Below are 17,208 nucleotides of genomic sequence, written 5' to 3'. Positions count from 1 at the left end.
GTTTTATTTTTCCTCAGCCGGGTCGGGAAGATCGGTCAAAATAAACCGCACGCAATTTTTAATCCGCCTATAAACTCCTACTTTTGCGGCTCATTCAGTATACACAAATGGAAGCTACACTCGACCAAGCCATCAAACTCGGCCTCCGCGAAGACGAATTTGAAGCCATCAAGAATATCCTGGGACGCACACCCAATTTTACCGAAACCGCTATGTACTCGGTAATGTGGAGTGAGCACTGCAGCTATAAAAACTCCATTAAATGGCTGAAAACCCTTCCCCGGGAAGGCGGACGCCTGCTGGTAAAAGCCGGAGAGGAAAATGCCGGACTCGTGGACATCGGCGACGGACTCGGTTGCGTATTCAAGATCGAATCCCATAACCACCCTTCTGCCATCGAGCCCTTCCAGGGAGCTGCCACCGGCGTAGGCGGTATACACCGCGATATCTTCACCATGGGCGCCCGTCCGATCGCATCACTCAACTCGCTGCGCTTCGGGAAGCTCGACAATCCAAAAACGAAATGGTTGCTGAAAGGCGTGGTAAAAGGCATCGGTCATTATGGTAACTGCTTCGGCGTACCTACCGTGGGCGGTGAGATCTATTTTGAAAACTGCTACCAGACAAATCCGCTCGTGAACGCCATGAGCGTGGGTGTGGTGAAAGCCGGCGAAACAGCTTCTGCCACTTCTTACGGCGCAGGCAACCCGGTATTTATTGTGGGCGCTTCTACCGGTAAAGACGGTATCGGCGGTGCGTCTTTCGCTTCCGCAGACATTACCGAGAACAGTGCGGAGTCTTTACCCGCTGTGCAGGTAGGAGACCCGTTTGAAGAGAAAAAGCTGCTGGAAGCCTGCCTGGAACTTATGCAGACTAAAGCAGTGATCGGTATGCAGGATATGGGAGCAGCGGGCATTACCTGCTCTACCAGCGAAATGAGCGCCAAAGGCGAACATGGCATGATCATCCACCTGGATAAAGTGCCTACGCGCCAGCATAATATGAAACCCTGGGAAATGCTGCTCAGCGAAAGCCAGGAACGCATGCTCGTTGTGGTTGAAAAAGGCCGCGAAGCCGATGTACAGCGCATCTTCGATAAATGGGATATCCACTGTGTGAACATCGGAGAGGTAACCACCGATAAGCATCTGAAATATTACATGAACGGTGAACTGATCGCCGATGTACCGGCAGAAAGCCTCGTACTGGGCGGCGGTGCTCCCGTATATACCCGCGAATACTCCGAACCGGCTTACCTGAAAGATATAGCCGCGTTCGACCTGTCTGCCGTAACCACTCCTTCCGACCTGAAACAGGCTGCTATGGAGCTCGTACAGTTACCCTCCATTGCCTCCAAACGCTGGGTATACGATCAGTACGACAGCATGGTGGGAACCGGAACCACTCAGACAAACGAACCGAGCGATGCCCCTGTGGTACGTGTGCACGGATCTGAGAAGGCACTGGCAATGACAACAGACTGCAACAGCCGTTACGTATTCGCCGACCCGTATAAAGGTGCCATGATCGCCGTGAGCGAGGCTGCCCGTAATATCGTGTGCAGCGGCGGTGAGCCTGTGGGCGTTACAAACTGTCTGAACTTCGGTAATCCTTACAATCCTGAAGTTTACTACCAGTTTGTTCATGCGATCAAAGGAATGGGCGATGCCTGTCTCCAATTCAATACCCCGGTAACAGGCGGTAACGTAAGCTTTTACAATCAGAGCGAGGACGGACCTGTTTACCCGACTCCAACGATCGGAATGGTGGGCGTACTGGATTCGCTGGATCAGAAAATGACTATGTTCTTCAGAAATCCCGGCGACAGCATTTACCTGATCGGTACGCAGCGTAACGACCTGAACTGCTCGGAATACCTGCATCATATCTGTGGTGTGAACATCAGCCCCGCTCCGCACTTTGAACTGAGCGAAGAGGCAATGATCCAGAATGCTGTTGCAAAAATGATCAGCCGTAAGCTGATCCTGTCTGCACACGATGTTTCCGAAGGCGGATTGTTTACCACCCTGCTTGAAAGCGGCATGAAGAACAATCTCGGATTTGAGATCAGCACAGATGCCAACCTGCGTAAGGATGCGTTCCTGTTCGGGGAAGCACAAAGCCGCGTAGTGGTAAGTGTGAATCCTACCATTCAGGCTGTTTTTGAAGCAGAACTGCAGGATACGCCATTCGTGAAGCTCGGTACGGTAACCGCAAACGGAAATATCCGCATTGACGGTGATGACTGGGGTTATATGGCCGACTGGAAAAACGCCTACGATACCGCGATCGAAAAAATGTTATAATCATTCTTATCCTACGTTCCTGCAGCCGGTTCTTTTATGAGCCGGCTGTTTTATTTTAGCAGCAGTAACAGACCAGTCTTATCATGATCCATTGCCGTAAATACATATCGCAGATCCGGAATCTGTGCATTATCCTGCTCCTTCCGTTGCTGTCTCTGAAGGCGTTTGCACAGGCCCCGTCTGAAGAGGACTACCGGAAGCTGTCCGCATTTCTGGAAGCAGGCAAAGGAATAGACGGGCTCAATTATCTCGAAAAACTGATGCGCCAACCCAAACCGGAGGTAACGCTATTTTTGTACAAGAGTTCGTTTGAGGATGCAAGAGGCGACCGCAGGGCAGCAATCGATGTACTCCTGTACGCATTCAAACTTTACCCTAAAAACGACACTCTGCTCAATCAGGTCGGGTATATGTACCGGCACAGCGGCGAACTCGATTCAGCAAAATACTTCTACACGAAGGCGCTGGCAGTGGCGGATTCAAAGGAAGACAGTCTGATAATTGAATCCAATACTGCGGCATTACTGCTGGACAAACAAATGGGAAAAGAAGCGATACAAATGCTCCGGGAGCTGATCGTGCGTTACGGCGATAGCATGTCGCTCCTGTCCAACCTCGCAATGGCCTACTCCATCTCCGGCAAGCCAGACTCCGCAACTCTAATCCTCCGCAATCTGGTAACGCGTTACCCGGACGAAATCATCATCTACAATAATATCGGTATGACGCTCATCGATCAGGAGCGATACCAGGATGCCTACGAAATTCTCAACCAGGGACGCCTGCAACAACCGGACAATGCATATATTCTGAACAATTTCGGGTATGTGCAGATGAAACTGAAAGACTATAAGAATGCACTGATCAACATCAACAAGTCGATTGCGCTCTATGGCTCAAATCCGTACGCTTACCGCAACCGTGCGCTGCTGTTCCTCGAAACGGGTATGCGTTATGAAGGTTGCAGGGATTTAAAAGCGGCGGAGCAGCTGGGATTTGCCACGTACTACGGCGATGAGGTAGCCAGATTGATACAACAGCACTGCAAAGACGAGCAGCCGGCCAGAGAAAAGCAGTAAACCTATATCCATTAAAAGAAATTACCTTTGCACGGCTTATGTTTAACGGCAAAAAAGTAGTAGTGGTGCTGCCCGCTTATAAAGCAGCGAAAACACTGGAGCGTACATATCGGGAAATTCCTTTCGATATTGTGGATGACGTGGTGCTCGTGGACGACCATAGTCCGGACGACACCGTAGCCGAAGCGCAGAAACTGGGCATACGGCATATCATCATCCACCAGACCAACAAAGGCTACGGAGGCAACCAGAAAAGTTGTTATTCCAAGGCCGTGGAGCTGGGAGCAGATATAGTGATCATGCTGCATCCCGATTACCAGTATACACCTAAGCTTATACATGCTATGGTGTCTATTATCGGAAACGATCTGTACCCTGTGGTGTTCGGGTCGCGCATACTGGGCAAGGGTGCCCTCAAAGGCGGAATGCCGATGTATAAGTATATCGCGAACCGCTTCCTCACCCTGTTTCAGAATATACTGATCAATCAGAAACTCAGCGAATACCATACCGGGTACCGTGCTTTCAGCGGAGAGGTGATCCGGTCCATAGATTTTACTTACAACAGCGACGATTTCGTATTCGACAATGAAATGATCTCTCAGATATTCATGAACGGATTTGAGATCGGTGAGGTAACCTGCCCCACCAAATATTTTGAGGAAGCTTCCAGCATCAACTTTAAACGCAGTGCCCAGTACGGGCTCGGCGTGCTGCGGGTTTCACTCACCCATTTTTTACACAAAAGCGGATTGCTGAAAAGCAAGCTGTACCAAAAAAAACACGCATAACGTGACTTTCGAAGATTTTGAGTTGGACTACGACCTGCTGGACGGGATCGATGCAATGGGATACCGTAACGCCACACCCATTCAGGAAGCGGCGATTCCACTGATCCTGCAGCATAAAGACCTCATTGCCTGCGCACAGACCGGCACCGGTAAAACAGCAGCTTTCGTATTGCCGATCCTGCACAAGATCATCACCACTGAGGTGAAGCATATCAATACGCTCGTACTGGTACCCACGCGCGAGCTTGCCCAGCAGATCGATCAGCAGATTGAAGCAATGGCCTACTATATCGAAGTCAGTTCCATTGCGGTGTACGGTGGTAACGATGGCGTTACCTGGGAACAACAGAAGCGCGCACTCAAAAAAGGTGCGGACATCATTATCGCTACTCCGGGCCGCCTGATCTCGCTCATCAACATGAAAGCGATTGACTTCAGTCAGCTCCAGCACCTGGTGCTTGATGAAGCAGACCGTATGCTTGACATGGGATTTTCCGAAGATATTGACAGGATCGTGAAGGAATTGCCGGAAAACAGGCAAACGCTCCTGTTCTCTGCCACGATGCCGCCCAAGATCCGCAACCTCGCGCATAAAATCCTGAAGCATCCCGAGCAGATCAATATTGCGATCTCCAAGCCCGCAGAAGGCATCATACAACAGGTATATTTTGCACACGATTCCCAGAAAGAAGCATTGCTCAAGCAGATACTCGGCAGCGGGCAATACAAGAGCATCATCGTATTTGCGAGCACCAAAGAGAAGGTGAAATCCGTATACCAGATGCTGCGCCGAACCGATATGACCACTGCAGCATTCCACTCCGATCTGAAACAGGAGGAGCGCGAGCAGATCATGCAGCAGTTCAAGAATAAAAATATTTCGGTACTGGTGGGCACCGACGTACTGTCGCGCGGAATAGATGTGACCGGTATCGACCTTGTGCTCAACTACGATGTGCCACCCGACCCGGAAGATTATATCCACCGCATCGGACGTACGGCGCGCGCAGCTACTACAGGCACCGCCATCACTTTTGTGAACGAAAAAGACATGTACCGTCTTGCCGCTATCGAAAAACTGATGGAACGCCGTATTGACCCGGTACCGCTGCCGGAGGTGCTCGGGAAAGGTCCGGAATACAGACCGGATGCGAAACCGCAGCGTCATAGCAACAATAAACGTTCCTTTCATAAAAAGCCCGGAAACTGGCCCCATAAAAAATCATCCTGATGCATTCGGTAACGCTTCAAACCCTGGAGGACTGGAACCGTGAAGGACGGCCCTACCTGCTGATCGATGTGCGGGAAACCTTTGAGCATGAAGCGGACAATATCGGCGGAAAGAACATTCCTATGGATGCGCTCTCCGGCGCCGCCGAACGTCTCCCTAAAGATGCAGATATCGTGCTGTACTGTGCGAAGGGCATCCGAAGCGTGATTGCAATCCAAAGACTGCAGTCCAAAGGATTTTCACGCCTGTACAACCTCAGCGGTGGTATGGCTGCTATCCGCGGCAGTTACTAACCCAGCGGCAATTCGATAAAGAAAGTGGTTCCTTCACCGGATACCGATTCAAAGCGGATGGTTCCGCCCCACAGCTCGATGATCTTTTTGGTCATCGCAAGGCCCAGTCCGGTGCCGGAGCTTTTTGTAGTAAAATACGGATCGAATATCTTATCCTTCACATTTTCCGGGATACCGCTTCCATTGTCTTTTACGATCACGGAAATGGATTCCAGATCTTCTGAAAACGACAGCCTGATATCAATCTGCCCGTGCCGTTCATCTGCCGGAAGCATGGCCTCCGCAGCATTCTGCACGATATTTGTGAATATGCGCAGCATCTGGCTGTGATCGGCAAATACGATCACCTGACCTTCAGGAAACGAATGGGTAACAGTCAGATCCTTATTGCCGCTGAACAACAGCACAATACGCTCCAGCATGCTCTTGATGTCGATGCGCTCTGTTTTGTTCTCCGGCATTTTCGCGAAGTTGGAAAATTCCGATGCGATATAGTTCAGGTTGTCGATCTGCTCAATAATAGAGCTGGATACGCGTTTGGTAAGATTGATGATATCCGGGTGATTGGAATTGATCGCCTGCTGCAGGTACTGAATATTCAGCTTCATAGGCGTAAGCGGATTCTTGATCTCATGGGCTACCTGCTGCGCCATTTCACGCCATGCGCTCTGGCGCTCATCCAGCACCAGCGAACGGGCGTTGCGCTCCACAGTCGCCACCATCTTGTTGTATTCGTTCACCAGCAATCCGATCTCATCATCGTAAGGCCAGTGGATAAGCTCGTTACTTTTGAGGTTTACATTCCGCAGGCTGTTTGCCACGAGGTTGAGTGAACGCGTAAGTGTGTTGATGAACAGGAAGGTGATCACACTTGATATGAGCAACAGGATCGTATAAATGTTCAGCAGGGTGGTGATAAGACTCATGATCTGCTCATCCAGACGCTTCTTGGTGTAGAAAGACGGGATGTTCAGGAAGCCCACAGCCTTACCATGGTCGTCGCTGATCACCGCATATCCGGCCGTATAGACCAGCGAACCGATCTGTTCCTGCTGCAGGTATTCCGTCATACCATTCTTGTGCAGCTCCTGGAAAGCGATCGGCGATATGAGCGGATCCAGCACATTCTGCAGGTAGATTTTTTCCTGCGTGGTGAACACCATACGGCCGTTCATCCCGAATATATTGATGTCGATCTTTTGCTGCTGCGCGATACTGGTAAGGAAGTAGGCCAGCTCTTCATTTTGTGCCAGCTCATGCTCCAGCGTTCGGGCAGTATCGATCACTTTCTGATTGCTGAGGTATTCGTTCACTGCTTCAGATACATTGGTGAGCGTACCTTTCAGGTTTTCAAGACTGTTGCTCTGGTAGCGGTTGGTCAGGAAGATCACAGTTGAAAGGCCTATCACGAAAAACGATACGGCTGTGAAGCCCAATGCAAAATACTTCACGCGCACGCTCATACTTGCGTTGTAAACCGTGGTGGCGGGCTTGTTGAATAGCCAGATTTTAGCGAGTGTTTTCGTCCAGCTTTCAAGCGTGAACAGGACCAGCGAGATGCCAAACAGGAATGAGAACAGCGTGAGCATTCCTAGCAGCAGATTATTGCGGTAGGCCACCAGGTACACTACATTCGGGGCAGCGCGGTAATACAGCATGGAGTAATCTCCCTGCTGCCGCACGACGTACGACTGTTCAAAATGCTGTGAAGGCAGGCGGTAATCGAAATTATAATCCCCTGCACGCGTAGAGAGTTTCCCGTTTATATAGATCGCATAATCATAGTTTACCTCTTTATCGCTCGCAAAATCGGTCTGGTCTTTCAGCAAACGCGGATACAAAGACAGCACAATATTCTGCTTAAGCCGGAAATTCACCGCCAGGTAACCCAGCAATGCGTGCAGACTGTCTTTGCGTATCGGTACCAAAGCAAGATAGGAACCGCGCTCGCTGCTGTCTGCACGGAAATACAGGTAGGGATTCAGTGTGGGTGAACTATGTCCTTTTATTTTCGTAAAGCTGTCCAGCGGTACAGATGCACCGGGAATCAGCGGTGCACCCGACTGATCGAAGAGGTAAACATCCAATCCGTAACGGGTGAAATAAATATCAGAATTGAAAAGCTTGAAGTGTTTATACAGATCGGCAATCGTAACTGAATCCCTGTTTACGAGCCATTGCTGCAGCACCGTGTCGGCGGAAATTTTACGCTGCACTTCATCGAACCGGATCTCCATTTCGGTATCCTGCATGCGCGCGAGCCGCTCTGCAAAAGCCAGCCGGGTAATGTTCTGCTCTTTCTGGTCGATGAACAACTTAAAGCATACGGCAAACAGGATGCTGAAATAAACACTGATAAAAATGAGAGAAAACAAGCTTGAATTATAGTGCTGTCCCTTAGCTGAGCGTATATCCAGGAAATAGATATACCCGAGCGCCCACAATGCGGCAAAAATATCAAACCAGAATTGGAGTTGCGAAGGGCGTATCCAGGGATGATGAGCGCCAAGAAAAAAATAATGCAGCATCAGACACATGATGCTTACAATGAAGATCAGCACGTATTTTTCACGCGGCTGCACCAGCACACCCAATATGTAGTTGCCGCAATACAGTATGTACATGAACGCGCGTGCCAGCAGCACACATATTACCAGCGCGAGGATTGTGAACTGATCGGTTGCGCGCACTGTATTTGTATCGAAAGAAATATCCGAGTCGAAAATCATCGACTGGTGCAGGTACTGGATATAAATAGCCAGGAATGTGATCACCATGATCATGAGCACTGTCAGCAGCCAGCGGAACCGGTGCAGCTTCGCCGCAATCATATCCTTGTCATATGTGTGCATGGTGGCATGCAGGAAATACAGTACCCAGAAAAATCCGCACACATGTATGAGCAGGTGACCGAACGAAGGTAAAAAAGTACTGCTTGCATACAACCTCGGCGAAAACAATTCCAGATTGCCTAAATGGAAAGGGAGACCGGCTTTGAAAATCAGACCGGAAACAATCGTAAGCAACAGCAACAGGGTACCCGCTCCGAGCAATGCATTGTAGATACGGGCCAGGTGCAGCGCCATCAGGTGCAGCGTCACCACCGTCATCAGTACAGCCAGCAGGCAAAGACAGATAATGCGGCCACCGGGCACAAACGGTTTGATGTCTTCCTTATTGATCTTTATATGGAACAGGGGCAGGCCATCCGTACCCCGTACAGGCGTAAAGCCACTCTTTGCCGTAAGCGAAAGCTGGGAGGATTCAGGAATATCTTCTGACGCAAAAAAACCGGAATGCAGGTATTCATTACTGGTCTCAAAACGGCGGAACACCGGAATCACGAGATTCATTCTGCGCGAAGGGTAAGCTGCCTTGCCAAAACTCTGGTACAGGAACAGCAGGTTATCTTCCTGAATAGCCTGCAGGTTGGGCAGAAACGAAGTGGTCTTCACCGGGAAGTCGTTCCGCGACCAGAACAAGAGCCCCGAAGAATCGTATATACGCACCACAATGCCACGTGCATTCAGTTGCGTGAGCTCCTTTTCCGAAAGGGTATTGGTCCAGAGTCTTTTGGTGAACTGGTGATTGCGCAGCAATGCAGCTACGGACTGCTCTTTATCCAGGATATCTTTTTGCAGCAGCGCGGTAAGCGACTGCGGCTCCAGCTTTTTCCGCTCCGTTACAAACGTGTACGAAGCCAGTATCCATAGTACCACACTCGTAAGCGCACATATCAGAATGGCATTCCGTTTCATATTCCGTTTCATTTGTCGCTGCGCTTGGCTTCATTCCACAACGCGTCCATTTCAGCCAGGTTCATAGAACGGATATCCTTACCCATTCTGTCGGCAGCCTCCTCAATATAGCGAAACCTGCGAATAAATTTACGATTGGTCTTTTCGAGTGCTTCTTCGGGGTCCACGCCTGCAAAACGCGCGTAGTTGATCATTGCAAAAAACAGGTCACCTATCTCCTCTTCTATATGCTCTTTGTTTCCCGAAGCTACTGCTTCATCCATCTCCCGTAGTTCTTCAGCCACTTTATCCCGCACTTCCTCTATACGTTTCCATTCAAAACCGATCTGCGCCGACTTTTCCTGTATGCGCAATGCTTTGATCAGCGCCGGCATTGATGCAGGCACACCCGATAACACGGATTGCTTGCCTTCCGATTTTTTGATCTGCTCCCAGTTACGGCGCACATCTGCCTCGTCGTTTACGGAAATAACGGAATAAATATGGGGATGCCGGTGGATCAGCTTATTGCAGATACCCTCGATCACATCGGGCATGGCAAACTGTCCCTGCTCAGATGCGATGCGGCAATAGAAAACAATATGAAGCAGTATATCTCCTAGCTCTTCGCGGATATCGTCCCAGCGTTCGCCGGACAGTGCATCTGTCAATTCGTAAAGCTCTTCAATGGTCTGCGGCCTCAGGCTCTGCAGCGTCTGCTTTTTGTCCCAGGGACAGCGCTCACGCAATTCATCCAGAATAGACAACAGCCGGCTCAGTGATTGTGCGTACAAATTATATAGGTTAGACAGTTTGGGGAAAAATGAGACTTCCGCGCAAGATAGCTAAAAACCTGATGAAAACATATAATCTATAGGTATTTAAAATGGACGAGCGTAGCGCCGAATCCGTATCCGGCCTGCCATCCATCTTCGATCCTGTCTACCCATTCGGTTGCTTTGAGCAGCTTATGCACTTCCTGTCGCAACACACCTTTTCCAAGCCCGTGCACGATAAGCATCCGGTCCTGCCTGTTGGTAAGAGCAATGCGCAGATAGCGCTTCAGTTCGGCAAGTTGTATATCCAGCATTTCTGTATTGCTGAGTCCTTTTGTGTCCGGCATCAGTTGCTCTATGTGCAGATCCAGCTCATAGCGGGGAATGTCCTGTATCGAGCGGAGCGCGCGCGGTAGTTGCGGTACGGGACGATCGCGTTGTGGCTGTGGTGCGGTTGCTTTGAGCACATCAAATCCGCGCAGCAGTGTGATACGGAAAGTGGGGCTATTGCTGGCCAGCAACTCATTGATATATTCAAACAGCTTTACGGGGCGGATCTTTAGCTGCTCTTGGTAGGGAGCCAGCTGCGGTGCATCGTCGGGACGTATATCCCAGCTGAAGCGCGGTGCTTCCTGCATCGTTTCCCATGAAAGATGATGCAGGTACAGATCGGTGAATGGCTGCAGCATACCGGTGTAGCTGAACAGGTGTTCTTCCGCTGTCCTCACTTCATAGGTAACCCGGATACGATGGGCAGTTTCATTAGCGAGGTACAGTTTCAGCTGCACTACGCGTTCTTCCATATCTACAATACGGAATTCCGGCAGAAAGGTAAAGTGGATGCCGGACACTACTTTCGCAGGCTGCTCCCGCAGAGGTTCTGCAGGAATCTGCTCGCGGAGCACTTTTTTCTTTTCCTGGTTCTTTTGCGTGAACCAGCGCAGGTAGGGATGATCGATCTCATCCAGGTAAATGGGGAATATGGTTCCGTTTACCGATACCTCCGCCATTTGTCCGTCCAGCAGCGAGACGATATAGCCTTCCTCGCCGCTGCGCCTGATCACCATTTTGTCTCCCACCGAAAATTTCATGGTGACAAAAATAAGAAGCGTATTCCAGAGTATAGGGGGCTAACCCTGATAATAGGCAAGCGTACCCCTGGAGGTAGGCAGGCCTACCCTTCAGGTATGGCGGGCCTACCTCTGATAATAGGTGAGCGTACCCCTGGAGATAGGCAAGCCTACCCTTCAGGTATAGCGGGCCTACCCCTTATAATAGGTGGGCCTACCCCTGATAATAGGCGGGCGTACCCCTGGAGATTGGCAAGCCTACCCTTCAGGTATGGCGGGCCTACCCCCGGTAACAGGCAAGCGTACCTTTAGTATATGACGGGGCATATCCCTAAGCACAAAAGCCCGGTACTGCCCGATACGGAGCGCACGCTCCTGGGAAGGTATCTTATAACTGCTTTTCCCACTGGTAAAATCAGGGTATCTTTGCGGCTCATGTATACGGAAACAGGTACGGACATACAACGGGCGGCGACGTTGCTCCGGCAGGGAGCATTGGTGGCTATTCCCACCGAGACCGTCTACGGGCTTGCCGGAAACGGCCTGAACCCGGCTGCCGTGTCGGAGATATTCGCAGTAAAGGAGCGCCCGTTCTTCAACCCGCTGATCCTGCATATTCCCGACTGGCAGAGCGCATCACTGTACGCAGCGGCCATTCCCGAAGCAGCTCATAAACTTGCAGCTGCACTCTGTCCCGGTCCCCTTACCTTTCTGCTACCCAAAAAAGAGATTGTTCCCGACCTGGTCACGGCAGGAAGTCCCCTTGTGGCGCTGCGCGTACCGGCCCATCCGCTTACCCGCTCTTTACTGTCACTGCTCGATTTTCCTCTGGCTGCCCCCAGCGCCAATCCTTTCGGCTATGTGAGTCCCACAAGCGCACAGCACGTGATAGACAACCTGGGCCGAAAAATCCCCTATATACTTGACGGCGGACCTTCCAGCGTAGGCGTGGAAAGCACAATTGTAGGATTTGAGGAACCGGGGAAAATACAATTATACCGTCTCGGCGGAATTGCAGTGGAAACGCTGAGCGCCATCTCCGGGGCGGAAGTTACGGATGTGCGCAGCCATGCGGTTGCCTCCGGACCTCAGGGCCCCGGTATGCTGAAATCCCATTACGCCACGCATGCGGCGTTATACATAGGCAATGTGCGCGAACTCGCGTTGCAATTCCCGCATCAGAGGATCGCAAGTATACAGTTCCGCGATACTTACCCCGGTCTGCCCGGCGTACGGCAGTTTGTGCTTTCGCCCTCCGGCAGCCTCAATGAAGCAGCGGCTCAGCTGTTTGCGGTGATGCGTGCTATCGATGACGCAGGGTTTGATGTGATTGTCGCGGAACACTTCCCGGAAACAGGCCTGGGGCCCGCTATCAATGATCGCCTGAACAGGGCTCAGGCAATGCACAAGCCCGGCACACGGCTATCTTAATGCTTTGCTAAAGGCATTTTACACGCTGAACCGTTCTGCTAACTTGCAGTTGCGCAGGACCTGAAAACAGTTTCCCCTGCGTACAGGCTTATGAAAGTAGTCATCGTTGGCGGAGGATTTGCAGGCATGAATCTTGCCAAATCCCTGAGCGGAAAACAGGGTATCCATGTGGTGATTGTAGACAAGAATAATTACCATTTCTTCCCGCCGCTTATTTACCAGGTAGCCACTGCATTTATCGAACCTTCGAATATCAGCTACCCCTTCCGGAAAATGTTCCAGGACAGCGACAACATCCGTTTTGTGAACGGCAAACTGTTGCGTGTGAATACGGAACAGAATATCCTGGAAACAGACAGCTGCGATATATCCTATGACGTGCTGGTAATCGCCACAGGTACAGAGACCAATTACTTTGGTATGGACCAGGTGCGGGAACATGCGCTGCCAATGAAAACAATAGACGATGCGCTGAACCTGCGCAACCAATTGCTGCTGAATCTGGAACATGCCACACGCACGCGCGATGCGGAAGAACTGCAACGGCTCACAACGGTGGTAATAGCCGGTGGCGGCCCTACCGGCGTGGAGATAGCAGGAATGATGGCGGAGATGAACCGGCACATTGTCAGCAAAGATTACCCGGAACTGAACCGCAATATGGGCGGCATTTACCTGATTGATGCAGCGCCGGTACTGCTTGGGCCCATGAGTGTGAAAGCACAGCAGGAAGCCCTGAAAACGCTGCAATCCCTGGGTGTAAAGATCATGCTGAATGTTGCAGTGAAAGGATACGAAAACGAGACGGTCGTGTTGTCTGACGGAACCAGCATCAAAACCGCGAACCTGATCTGGGCTTCCGGTGTGATCGCGAGCGCAGCACCAGGTCTGCCGGAAAATGCCACCACACGCGGCCGGCGGATTATTGTGGATGCCTACAACAAAGTGGTCGACACGAAGAATGTATATGCAATAGGTGATGTCTGCTTTCAGTCTGCAGATCCCGCCTACCCCAACGGTCACCCCCAACTTGCACAGGTAGCGATACAGCAGGGAAAAAACCTGGCCCTGAACCTTGCGCGCATGCTATCCGGCAGAACCGATCTGAAGGCATTCCGCTATAAAAACAAAGGCAGCATGGCCATTATCTCGAAGTTCAAGGCCGTGGTGGATCTTCCGCGCGGTTTCTTTAAAGGATTTTTTGCCTGGCTCACCTGGTTGTTTATCCATATTATTCCTATTGCAGGATTCCGCAATAAGGTAAAACTCGCGCTGAACTGGTTCTGGAGCTTTATCACGAACGACCCTACCCTGAGGCTGATCATCCGTCCCAATAAGGATCTTGCGGGCAGGCACGAGAAAGAAATAGACTGACACATCGGAATCATATAAGGCTATATGCATTTCGTGTAACAGTAGCAACCCGATGGAATTGCATTTTTGTACGGAACTTTAAAATGAACGATCATGAAGAACTTACCATTAATTCAGAAAAAAAGCGCAGGCTTGCCCTGGCTGGCCGTTGCAGGAGCAGCAGCAATTGTAGGCGGAGCTATCTGGCTCGGTAAACGTTACCGCGATCAGCGTACCGCGTCTGACGAACATAACCGCGAATCGCACCCCGCTTCCGGACATGCGCACCGCAACCACTTCCGTAAGTCGGCTGCAAAAGGCAATATCAGCCGCATCACGCATAACCATGATATGCTGTAATTGATTATTTTTAGGTGGACCATAATCCATTTAAAAAACTCAGTCTATGAAAAAAATATTCCTCTTCGCGGCGCTGCTGGGCGGTGCCAATCACTTGTATGCGCAGGATAAAAATGCGCTTGCAAAAGATGTGTTTGAACCACTTCGTCAAAACACCACACGTGTGGTAATGGACGACGACCCAAAAAGCTACGTGTTGCAGCATCCTGTGATGCAGCAGGATGCGGAACTGATAACCATACAATCCGGCGAAAAAACGATTAATGTCTCTCTACGGGATGTTTCCAGAATGACGCTCGAAAATTATGGTGTCGTATTTTCCAACCGCGATCAGGAAGTGACTTTCTATATGGACCTGAAACATAATCCCGCACTGCGTGAGCGTATCCGTGATGCCTTCGGAGCTTATACCGAAGAGCGGGACAGGAAGCGCTATACAGTGCGGGAATAATCATCCCAACCAAACAATCTTTATGAACACAAAACGCCTTTCCGACAGCATCGAAAAAGCGCTGAACGGACAACTGACCAAAGAAGCACAGGCTGCCGAAGTGTATCTTTCCTACGGTACCTGGGCTGATGAGAATGGGTATTCCGGCATTGCAAACTTCCTGTATCGTCATGCTTCCGAAGAACGCAATCACATGATGAAAGTGCTGGAATATATCCAGAACCGCGGTGGCCGGGCGCGCATTACGGCGATTCCAGCCCCGGGTCCCGATCCGCAGTCAATACAAGACTGCTTCGAAAAAGTGTTTCAGCATGAGGTGGATAATACCACTGCCATATATGCGATTGCGCAGATGAGCATGCAGGAGCAGGATTGGGCAACCTGGAACTTCATGCAATGGTTTGTGAAGGAGCAGGTAGAGGAAGAAACACTGGCACTGCAATTACTCGACCGCATTAAAATAGCGGGTGGCAAAAATGCACAGGATGATGCATTGCTGCAACTGGACAGAGAGCTGAAGGATAAACCTGATGATGCTGCTGCACCGGAAACCGCTACTGCTGATAATCCGTAATCACAGGTGCTTCCTGCTGTTTAAAAAACTAAGTATTTCTGAAGGCTGCATTTCGATCATGGCTGCTCCATTGTCGATTGCAGCCTTCGGCATAAGCGGCAGTTCCGCGCTGTCCGGCGTCTGCGCAATTGTATAGGCACCCTCCTTACGCGCAAACAACATGCCTTCAGAGCCATCGGCATTTGCACCGGAAAGCAGGATGCATGTAAGCCTGCTGCCGTATACCATGGCGGCAGACTCGAAAGAGACGTCGATACTCGGCCTGCTGTAAAGGATACGTTCAGAATCGTCCAGCGAAAGCGTACCATCGGACTCGAACAGCAGATGGTAGTCGCCGGGACTTACGTAGATCACGCCGGGCCAGATACGATCCTTTTCTTCAACGTCGCGCACAGGCAGATTCGTCCGCTGCTTCAGCAGTTGCGTGAGCACGGTTTCGCTGGTAGCTTTGCGATGCAGGACAAGTATGATGGCGGCCTGTACATCCGGGCGCAAAGCGGGTAATATCTGCAGCAGCACATCCAGGCTACCCGCTGAACCGCCGATAAGCACCAGATCTTCTACTAATATTCCTTTCTCCATATACGTTCTTTTTGCTGTTGTTTGTAGCGTTGTTGCAGGCCGGAAAACTTGAGCGTTTCCTTGGTGCCCAGCGCCAGGAAGCCCAGGCGTTCCAGACTGGCATCGAACAGATCCAGTACACGCTCCTGCAGACCGCGGTCGAAATAGATCAGCACATTGCGGCAGAGAATCAGCTGAAATTCATTGAAAGAGCCGTCCGACACGAGGTTATGCGTGGCGCATATCATTTTCTCCTTCAGTTCGTCGCGGAAAATCACGCGATCGTATTGCGCCGTATAATAGGATGAGAAATCCTGAGTACCACCGGCCATGCGGTAATTCTCGGAGTATTCCCGCATGCGTATCAGCGGAAAAATACCGCTGCGCGTTTTCTCCACCACATCCGGATTAATGTCGGTTGCATAGATCAGGGATTTGTGCAGGAGTCCGCTTTCCTTCAGGAGGATCGCCATTGAGTACACTTCCTCCCCTGTGGCGCAGCCTGCATGCCAGATACGGATAAAGGGCCGCATGGCGATTTCCGGGAAAACCGTAGTACGCAGGTAATTATAGAAAAGCGGGTCGCGGAACATTTCGGTAACGTTCACGGTCACTTCTTCAATAAAGCGCTTGAGGTAATCCGGGTGTCGCCGCAGATGATTACGGAACGCAGCAAAGTCCTCAAAGCGGTCGAGGCTGATCAGACGGTTGATGCGCCTGATGATCGATGCTTTTGAGTATTCGCTGAAATCGTAGCCATACAGACGCATGATATCATCCAGCAACTCCTTTACCTGTGCGTCGTTTACTTTTAGTTCAATCAATCCACTTGTTTTATATGAGCTGAGAGCACCAGCATCAGTTTGTCCACATCAATAGGTTTGGATATGTAGTCGTCGGCACCGGCGGCCAGGCATTTTTCCCGGTCTCCGATCATCGCCTGCGCCGTCACGGCTATCACCGGTGCTGCAGAACATGCCTTCAGTAAGGGGATCGCTTCGTAGCCGTCCATTTCCGGCATCATCATATCCAGCAGCACGATGTCTATGTCCGGATGATTCTCCAGAAGTGCTATTCCCTGTTGAGCGCTCACCGCGGTATAACAGGTAAATCCTCTTACCTGCAGGGTTGCAGACAAGGCGAATATATTACGCACATCATCGTCTATAATCAGAATAGTTCCTGAATACATGTA

General features: G+C 50.7%; 16 protein-coding genes. 10 read left to right on the top strand and 6 right to left on the bottom strand.

Features of this window, described 5'->3' with window-relative positions; all coding sequences use genetic code 11:
• The first annotated feature begins 83 nt into the window (after nucleotides 1–83).
• The 5 genes from purL to ABD846_RS00695 all read left to right on the top strand — a co-directional run bounded on the left by purL (nucleotide 84) and on the right by ABD846_RS00695 (nucleotide 5,700).
• Complete coding sequence (gene purL / locus ABD846_RS00715) at nucleotides 84–2,306, top strand: phosphoribosylformylglycinamidine synthase subunit PurL (protein ID WP_344821662.1); 2,223 nt, start codon at nucleotides 84–86, stop codon at nucleotides 2,304–2,306.
• 83 nt (nucleotides 2,307–2,389) lie between these two features.
• The gene (locus ABD846_RS00710) at nucleotides 2,390–3,385 is read left to right on the top strand and encodes a tetratricopeptide repeat protein (protein ID WP_344821660.1); all 996 of its coding nucleotides are present in this window, start codon (nucleotides 2,390–2,392) and stop codon (nucleotides 3,383–3,385) included.
• Nucleotides 3,386–3,423: 38 nt separating this feature from the next.
• Entirely contained in the window at nucleotides 3,424–4,176 is a 753-nt protein-coding gene (locus ABD846_RS00705) for a glycosyltransferase family 2 protein (RefSeq protein ID WP_344821659.1), read from the top strand.
• A gap of 1 nt (nucleotide 4,177) precedes the next feature.
• Complete coding sequence (locus tag ABD846_RS00700) at nucleotides 4,178–5,407, top strand: DEAD/DEAH box helicase (RefSeq protein ID WP_344821657.1); 1,230 nt, start codon at nucleotides 4,178–4,180, stop codon at nucleotides 5,405–5,407.
• A complete protein-coding gene (locus ABD846_RS00695; protein ID WP_344821656.1) occupies nucleotides 5,407–5,700 on the top strand; it encodes a rhodanese-like domain-containing protein in 294 nt (97 codons plus the stop codon). Before ABD846_RS00700 ends, ABD846_RS00695 begins: the two co-directional genes overlap by 1 nt.
• Here the strand turns inward: ABD846_RS00695 and ABD846_RS00690 are convergent.
• The 3 genes from ABD846_RS00690 to ABD846_RS00680 all read right to left on the bottom strand — a co-directional run bounded on the left by ABD846_RS00690 (nucleotide 5,697) and on the right by ABD846_RS00680 (nucleotide 11,304).
• On the bottom strand, nucleotides 5,697–9,458 hold the full coding sequence (locus ABD846_RS00690) for an ATP-binding protein (protein WP_344821655.1): 3,762 nt from the start codon (nucleotides 9,456–9,458) through the stop codon (nucleotides 5,697–5,699). The two genes, ABD846_RS00695 and ABD846_RS00690, sit on opposite strands and share 4 nt — an antisense overlap.
• Before the next feature lie 8 nt (nucleotides 9,459–9,466).
• Entirely contained in the window at nucleotides 9,467–10,231 is a 765-nt protein-coding gene (gene mazG / locus ABD846_RS00685) for a nucleoside triphosphate pyrophosphohydrolase (RefSeq protein ID WP_344821653.1), read from the bottom strand.
• 77 nt (nucleotides 10,232–10,308) lie between these two features.
• Nucleotides 10,309–11,304 (bottom strand): Smr/MutS family protein, encoded by a 996-nt coding sequence (locus tag ABD846_RS00680; RefSeq protein ID WP_344821652.1) that lies wholly within the window; start codon nucleotides 11,302–11,304, stop codon nucleotides 10,309–10,311.
• 414 nt (nucleotides 11,305–11,718) lie between these two features.
• On the opposite strand from ABD846_RS00680, the gene ABD846_RS00675 reads away from it, so the two are divergent.
• The 5 genes from ABD846_RS00675 (at nucleotide 11,719) to ABD846_RS00655 (ending at nucleotide 15,452) form a co-directional block, all read left to right on the top strand.
• Nucleotides 11,719–12,714: an L-threonylcarbamoyladenylate synthase gene (locus ABD846_RS00675; protein WP_344821651.1), complete on the top strand. Its 996-nt coding sequence runs from the start codon at nucleotides 11,719–11,721 to the stop codon at nucleotides 12,712–12,714.
• Nucleotides 12,715–12,804: 90 nt separating this feature from the next.
• Nucleotides 12,805–14,088, top strand: a complete 1,284-nt coding sequence (locus ABD846_RS00670; protein WP_344821649.1) for an NAD(P)/FAD-dependent oxidoreductase — start codon at nucleotides 12,805–12,807, stop codon at nucleotides 14,086–14,088.
• A gap of 93 nt (nucleotides 14,089–14,181) precedes the next feature.
• The gene (locus ABD846_RS00665) at nucleotides 14,182–14,427 is read left to right on the top strand and encodes a hypothetical protein (protein WP_344821648.1); all 246 of its coding nucleotides are present in this window, start codon (nucleotides 14,182–14,184) and stop codon (nucleotides 14,425–14,427) included.
• A gap of 46 nt (nucleotides 14,428–14,473) precedes the next feature.
• On the top strand, nucleotides 14,474–14,878 hold the full coding sequence (locus ABD846_RS00660; RefSeq protein WP_344821647.1) for a hypothetical protein: 405 nt from the start codon (nucleotides 14,474–14,476) through the stop codon (nucleotides 14,876–14,878).
• A 22-nt stretch (nucleotides 14,879–14,900) separates the two neighbouring features.
• Nucleotides 14,901–15,452, top strand: coding sequence for a ferritin (locus ABD846_RS00655; RefSeq protein ID WP_344821645.1), 552 nt, complete (start codon nucleotides 14,901–14,903; stop codon nucleotides 15,450–15,452).
• On the opposite strand, the gene ABD846_RS00650 is transcribed toward ABD846_RS00655, so the two are convergent.
• The 3 genes from ABD846_RS00650 to ABD846_RS00640 are packed head-to-tail and all read right to left on the bottom strand — an operon-like array spanning nucleotide 15,453 to nucleotide 17,205.
• Entirely contained in the window at nucleotides 15,453–16,034 is a 582-nt protein-coding gene (locus tag ABD846_RS00650; RefSeq protein ID WP_344821644.1) for a chemotaxis protein CheB, read from the bottom strand.
• Nucleotides 16,016–16,837, bottom strand: a complete 822-nt coding sequence (locus tag ABD846_RS00645) for a CheR family methyltransferase (protein ID WP_344821642.1) — start codon at nucleotides 16,835–16,837, stop codon at nucleotides 16,016–16,018. The genes ABD846_RS00650 and ABD846_RS00645 overlap by 19 nt, the downstream gene beginning before the upstream one ends.
• A complete protein-coding gene (locus ABD846_RS00640) occupies nucleotides 16,834–17,205 on the bottom strand; it encodes a response regulator (protein ID WP_344821641.1) in 372 nt (123 codons plus the stop codon). Before ABD846_RS00640 ends, ABD846_RS00645 begins: the two co-directional genes overlap by 4 nt.
• Nucleotides 17,206–17,208: the final 3 nt, after the last annotated feature.

The organism is Rurimicrobium arvi (assembly GCF_039540495.1).
In the GTDB taxonomy this organism is placed as follows: domain Bacteria; phylum Bacteroidota; class Bacteroidia; order Chitinophagales; family Chitinophagaceae; genus Rurimicrobium; species Rurimicrobium arvi.
Note: the sequence above shows the minus strand (reverse complement) of the source record. Positions and strands in the feature narration are given on the sequence as shown.

What these genes read in the sequence shown, in the direction of transcription:
- ABD846_RS00710 (WP_344821660.1), top strand. Translation starts at nt 2,390, where the DNA reads ATGATCCATTGCCGTAAATACATATCGCAGATCCGGAATCTGTGCATT.
- ABD846_RS00705 (WP_344821659.1), top strand. Translation starts at nt 3,424, where the DNA reads ATGTTTAACGGCAAAAAAGTAGTAGTGGTGCTGCCCGCTTATAAAGCA.
- ABD846_RS00695 (WP_344821656.1), top strand. Translation starts at nt 5,407, where the DNA reads ATGCATTCGGTAACGCTTCAAACCCTGGAGGACTGGAACCGTGAAGGA.
- ABD846_RS00690 (WP_344821655.1), bottom strand. Translation starts at nt 9,458, where the DNA reads ATGAAACGGAATGCCATTCTGATATGTGCGCTTACGAGTGTGGTACTA.
- ABD846_RS00680 (WP_344821652.1), bottom strand. Translation starts at nt 11,304, where the DNA reads ATGAAATTTTCGGTGGGAGACAAAATGGTGATCAGGCGCAGCGGCGAG.
- ABD846_RS00675 (WP_344821651.1), top strand. Translation starts at nt 11,719, where the DNA reads ATGTATACGGAAACAGGTACGGACATACAACGGGCGGCGACGTTGCTC.
- ABD846_RS00670 (WP_344821649.1), top strand. Translation starts at nt 12,805, where the DNA reads ATGAAAGTAGTCATCGTTGGCGGAGGATTTGCAGGCATGAATCTTGCC.
- ABD846_RS00665 (WP_344821648.1), top strand. Translation starts at nt 14,182, where the DNA reads ATGAAGAACTTACCATTAATTCAGAAAAAAAGCGCAGGCTTGCCCTGG.
- ABD846_RS00660 (WP_344821647.1), top strand. Translation starts at nt 14,474, where the DNA reads ATGAAAAAAATATTCCTCTTCGCGGCGCTGCTGGGCGGTGCCAATCAC.
- ABD846_RS00655 (WP_344821645.1), top strand. Translation starts at nt 14,901, where the DNA reads ATGAACACAAAACGCCTTTCCGACAGCATCGAAAAAGCGCTGAACGGA.
- ABD846_RS00650 (WP_344821644.1), bottom strand. Translation starts at nt 16,034, where the DNA reads ATGGAGAAAGGAATATTAGTAGAAGATCTGGTGCTTATCGGCGGTTCA.
- ABD846_RS00640 (WP_344821641.1), bottom strand. Translation starts at nt 17,205, where the DNA reads ATGTATTCAGGAACTATTCTGATTATAGACGATGATGTGCGTAATATA.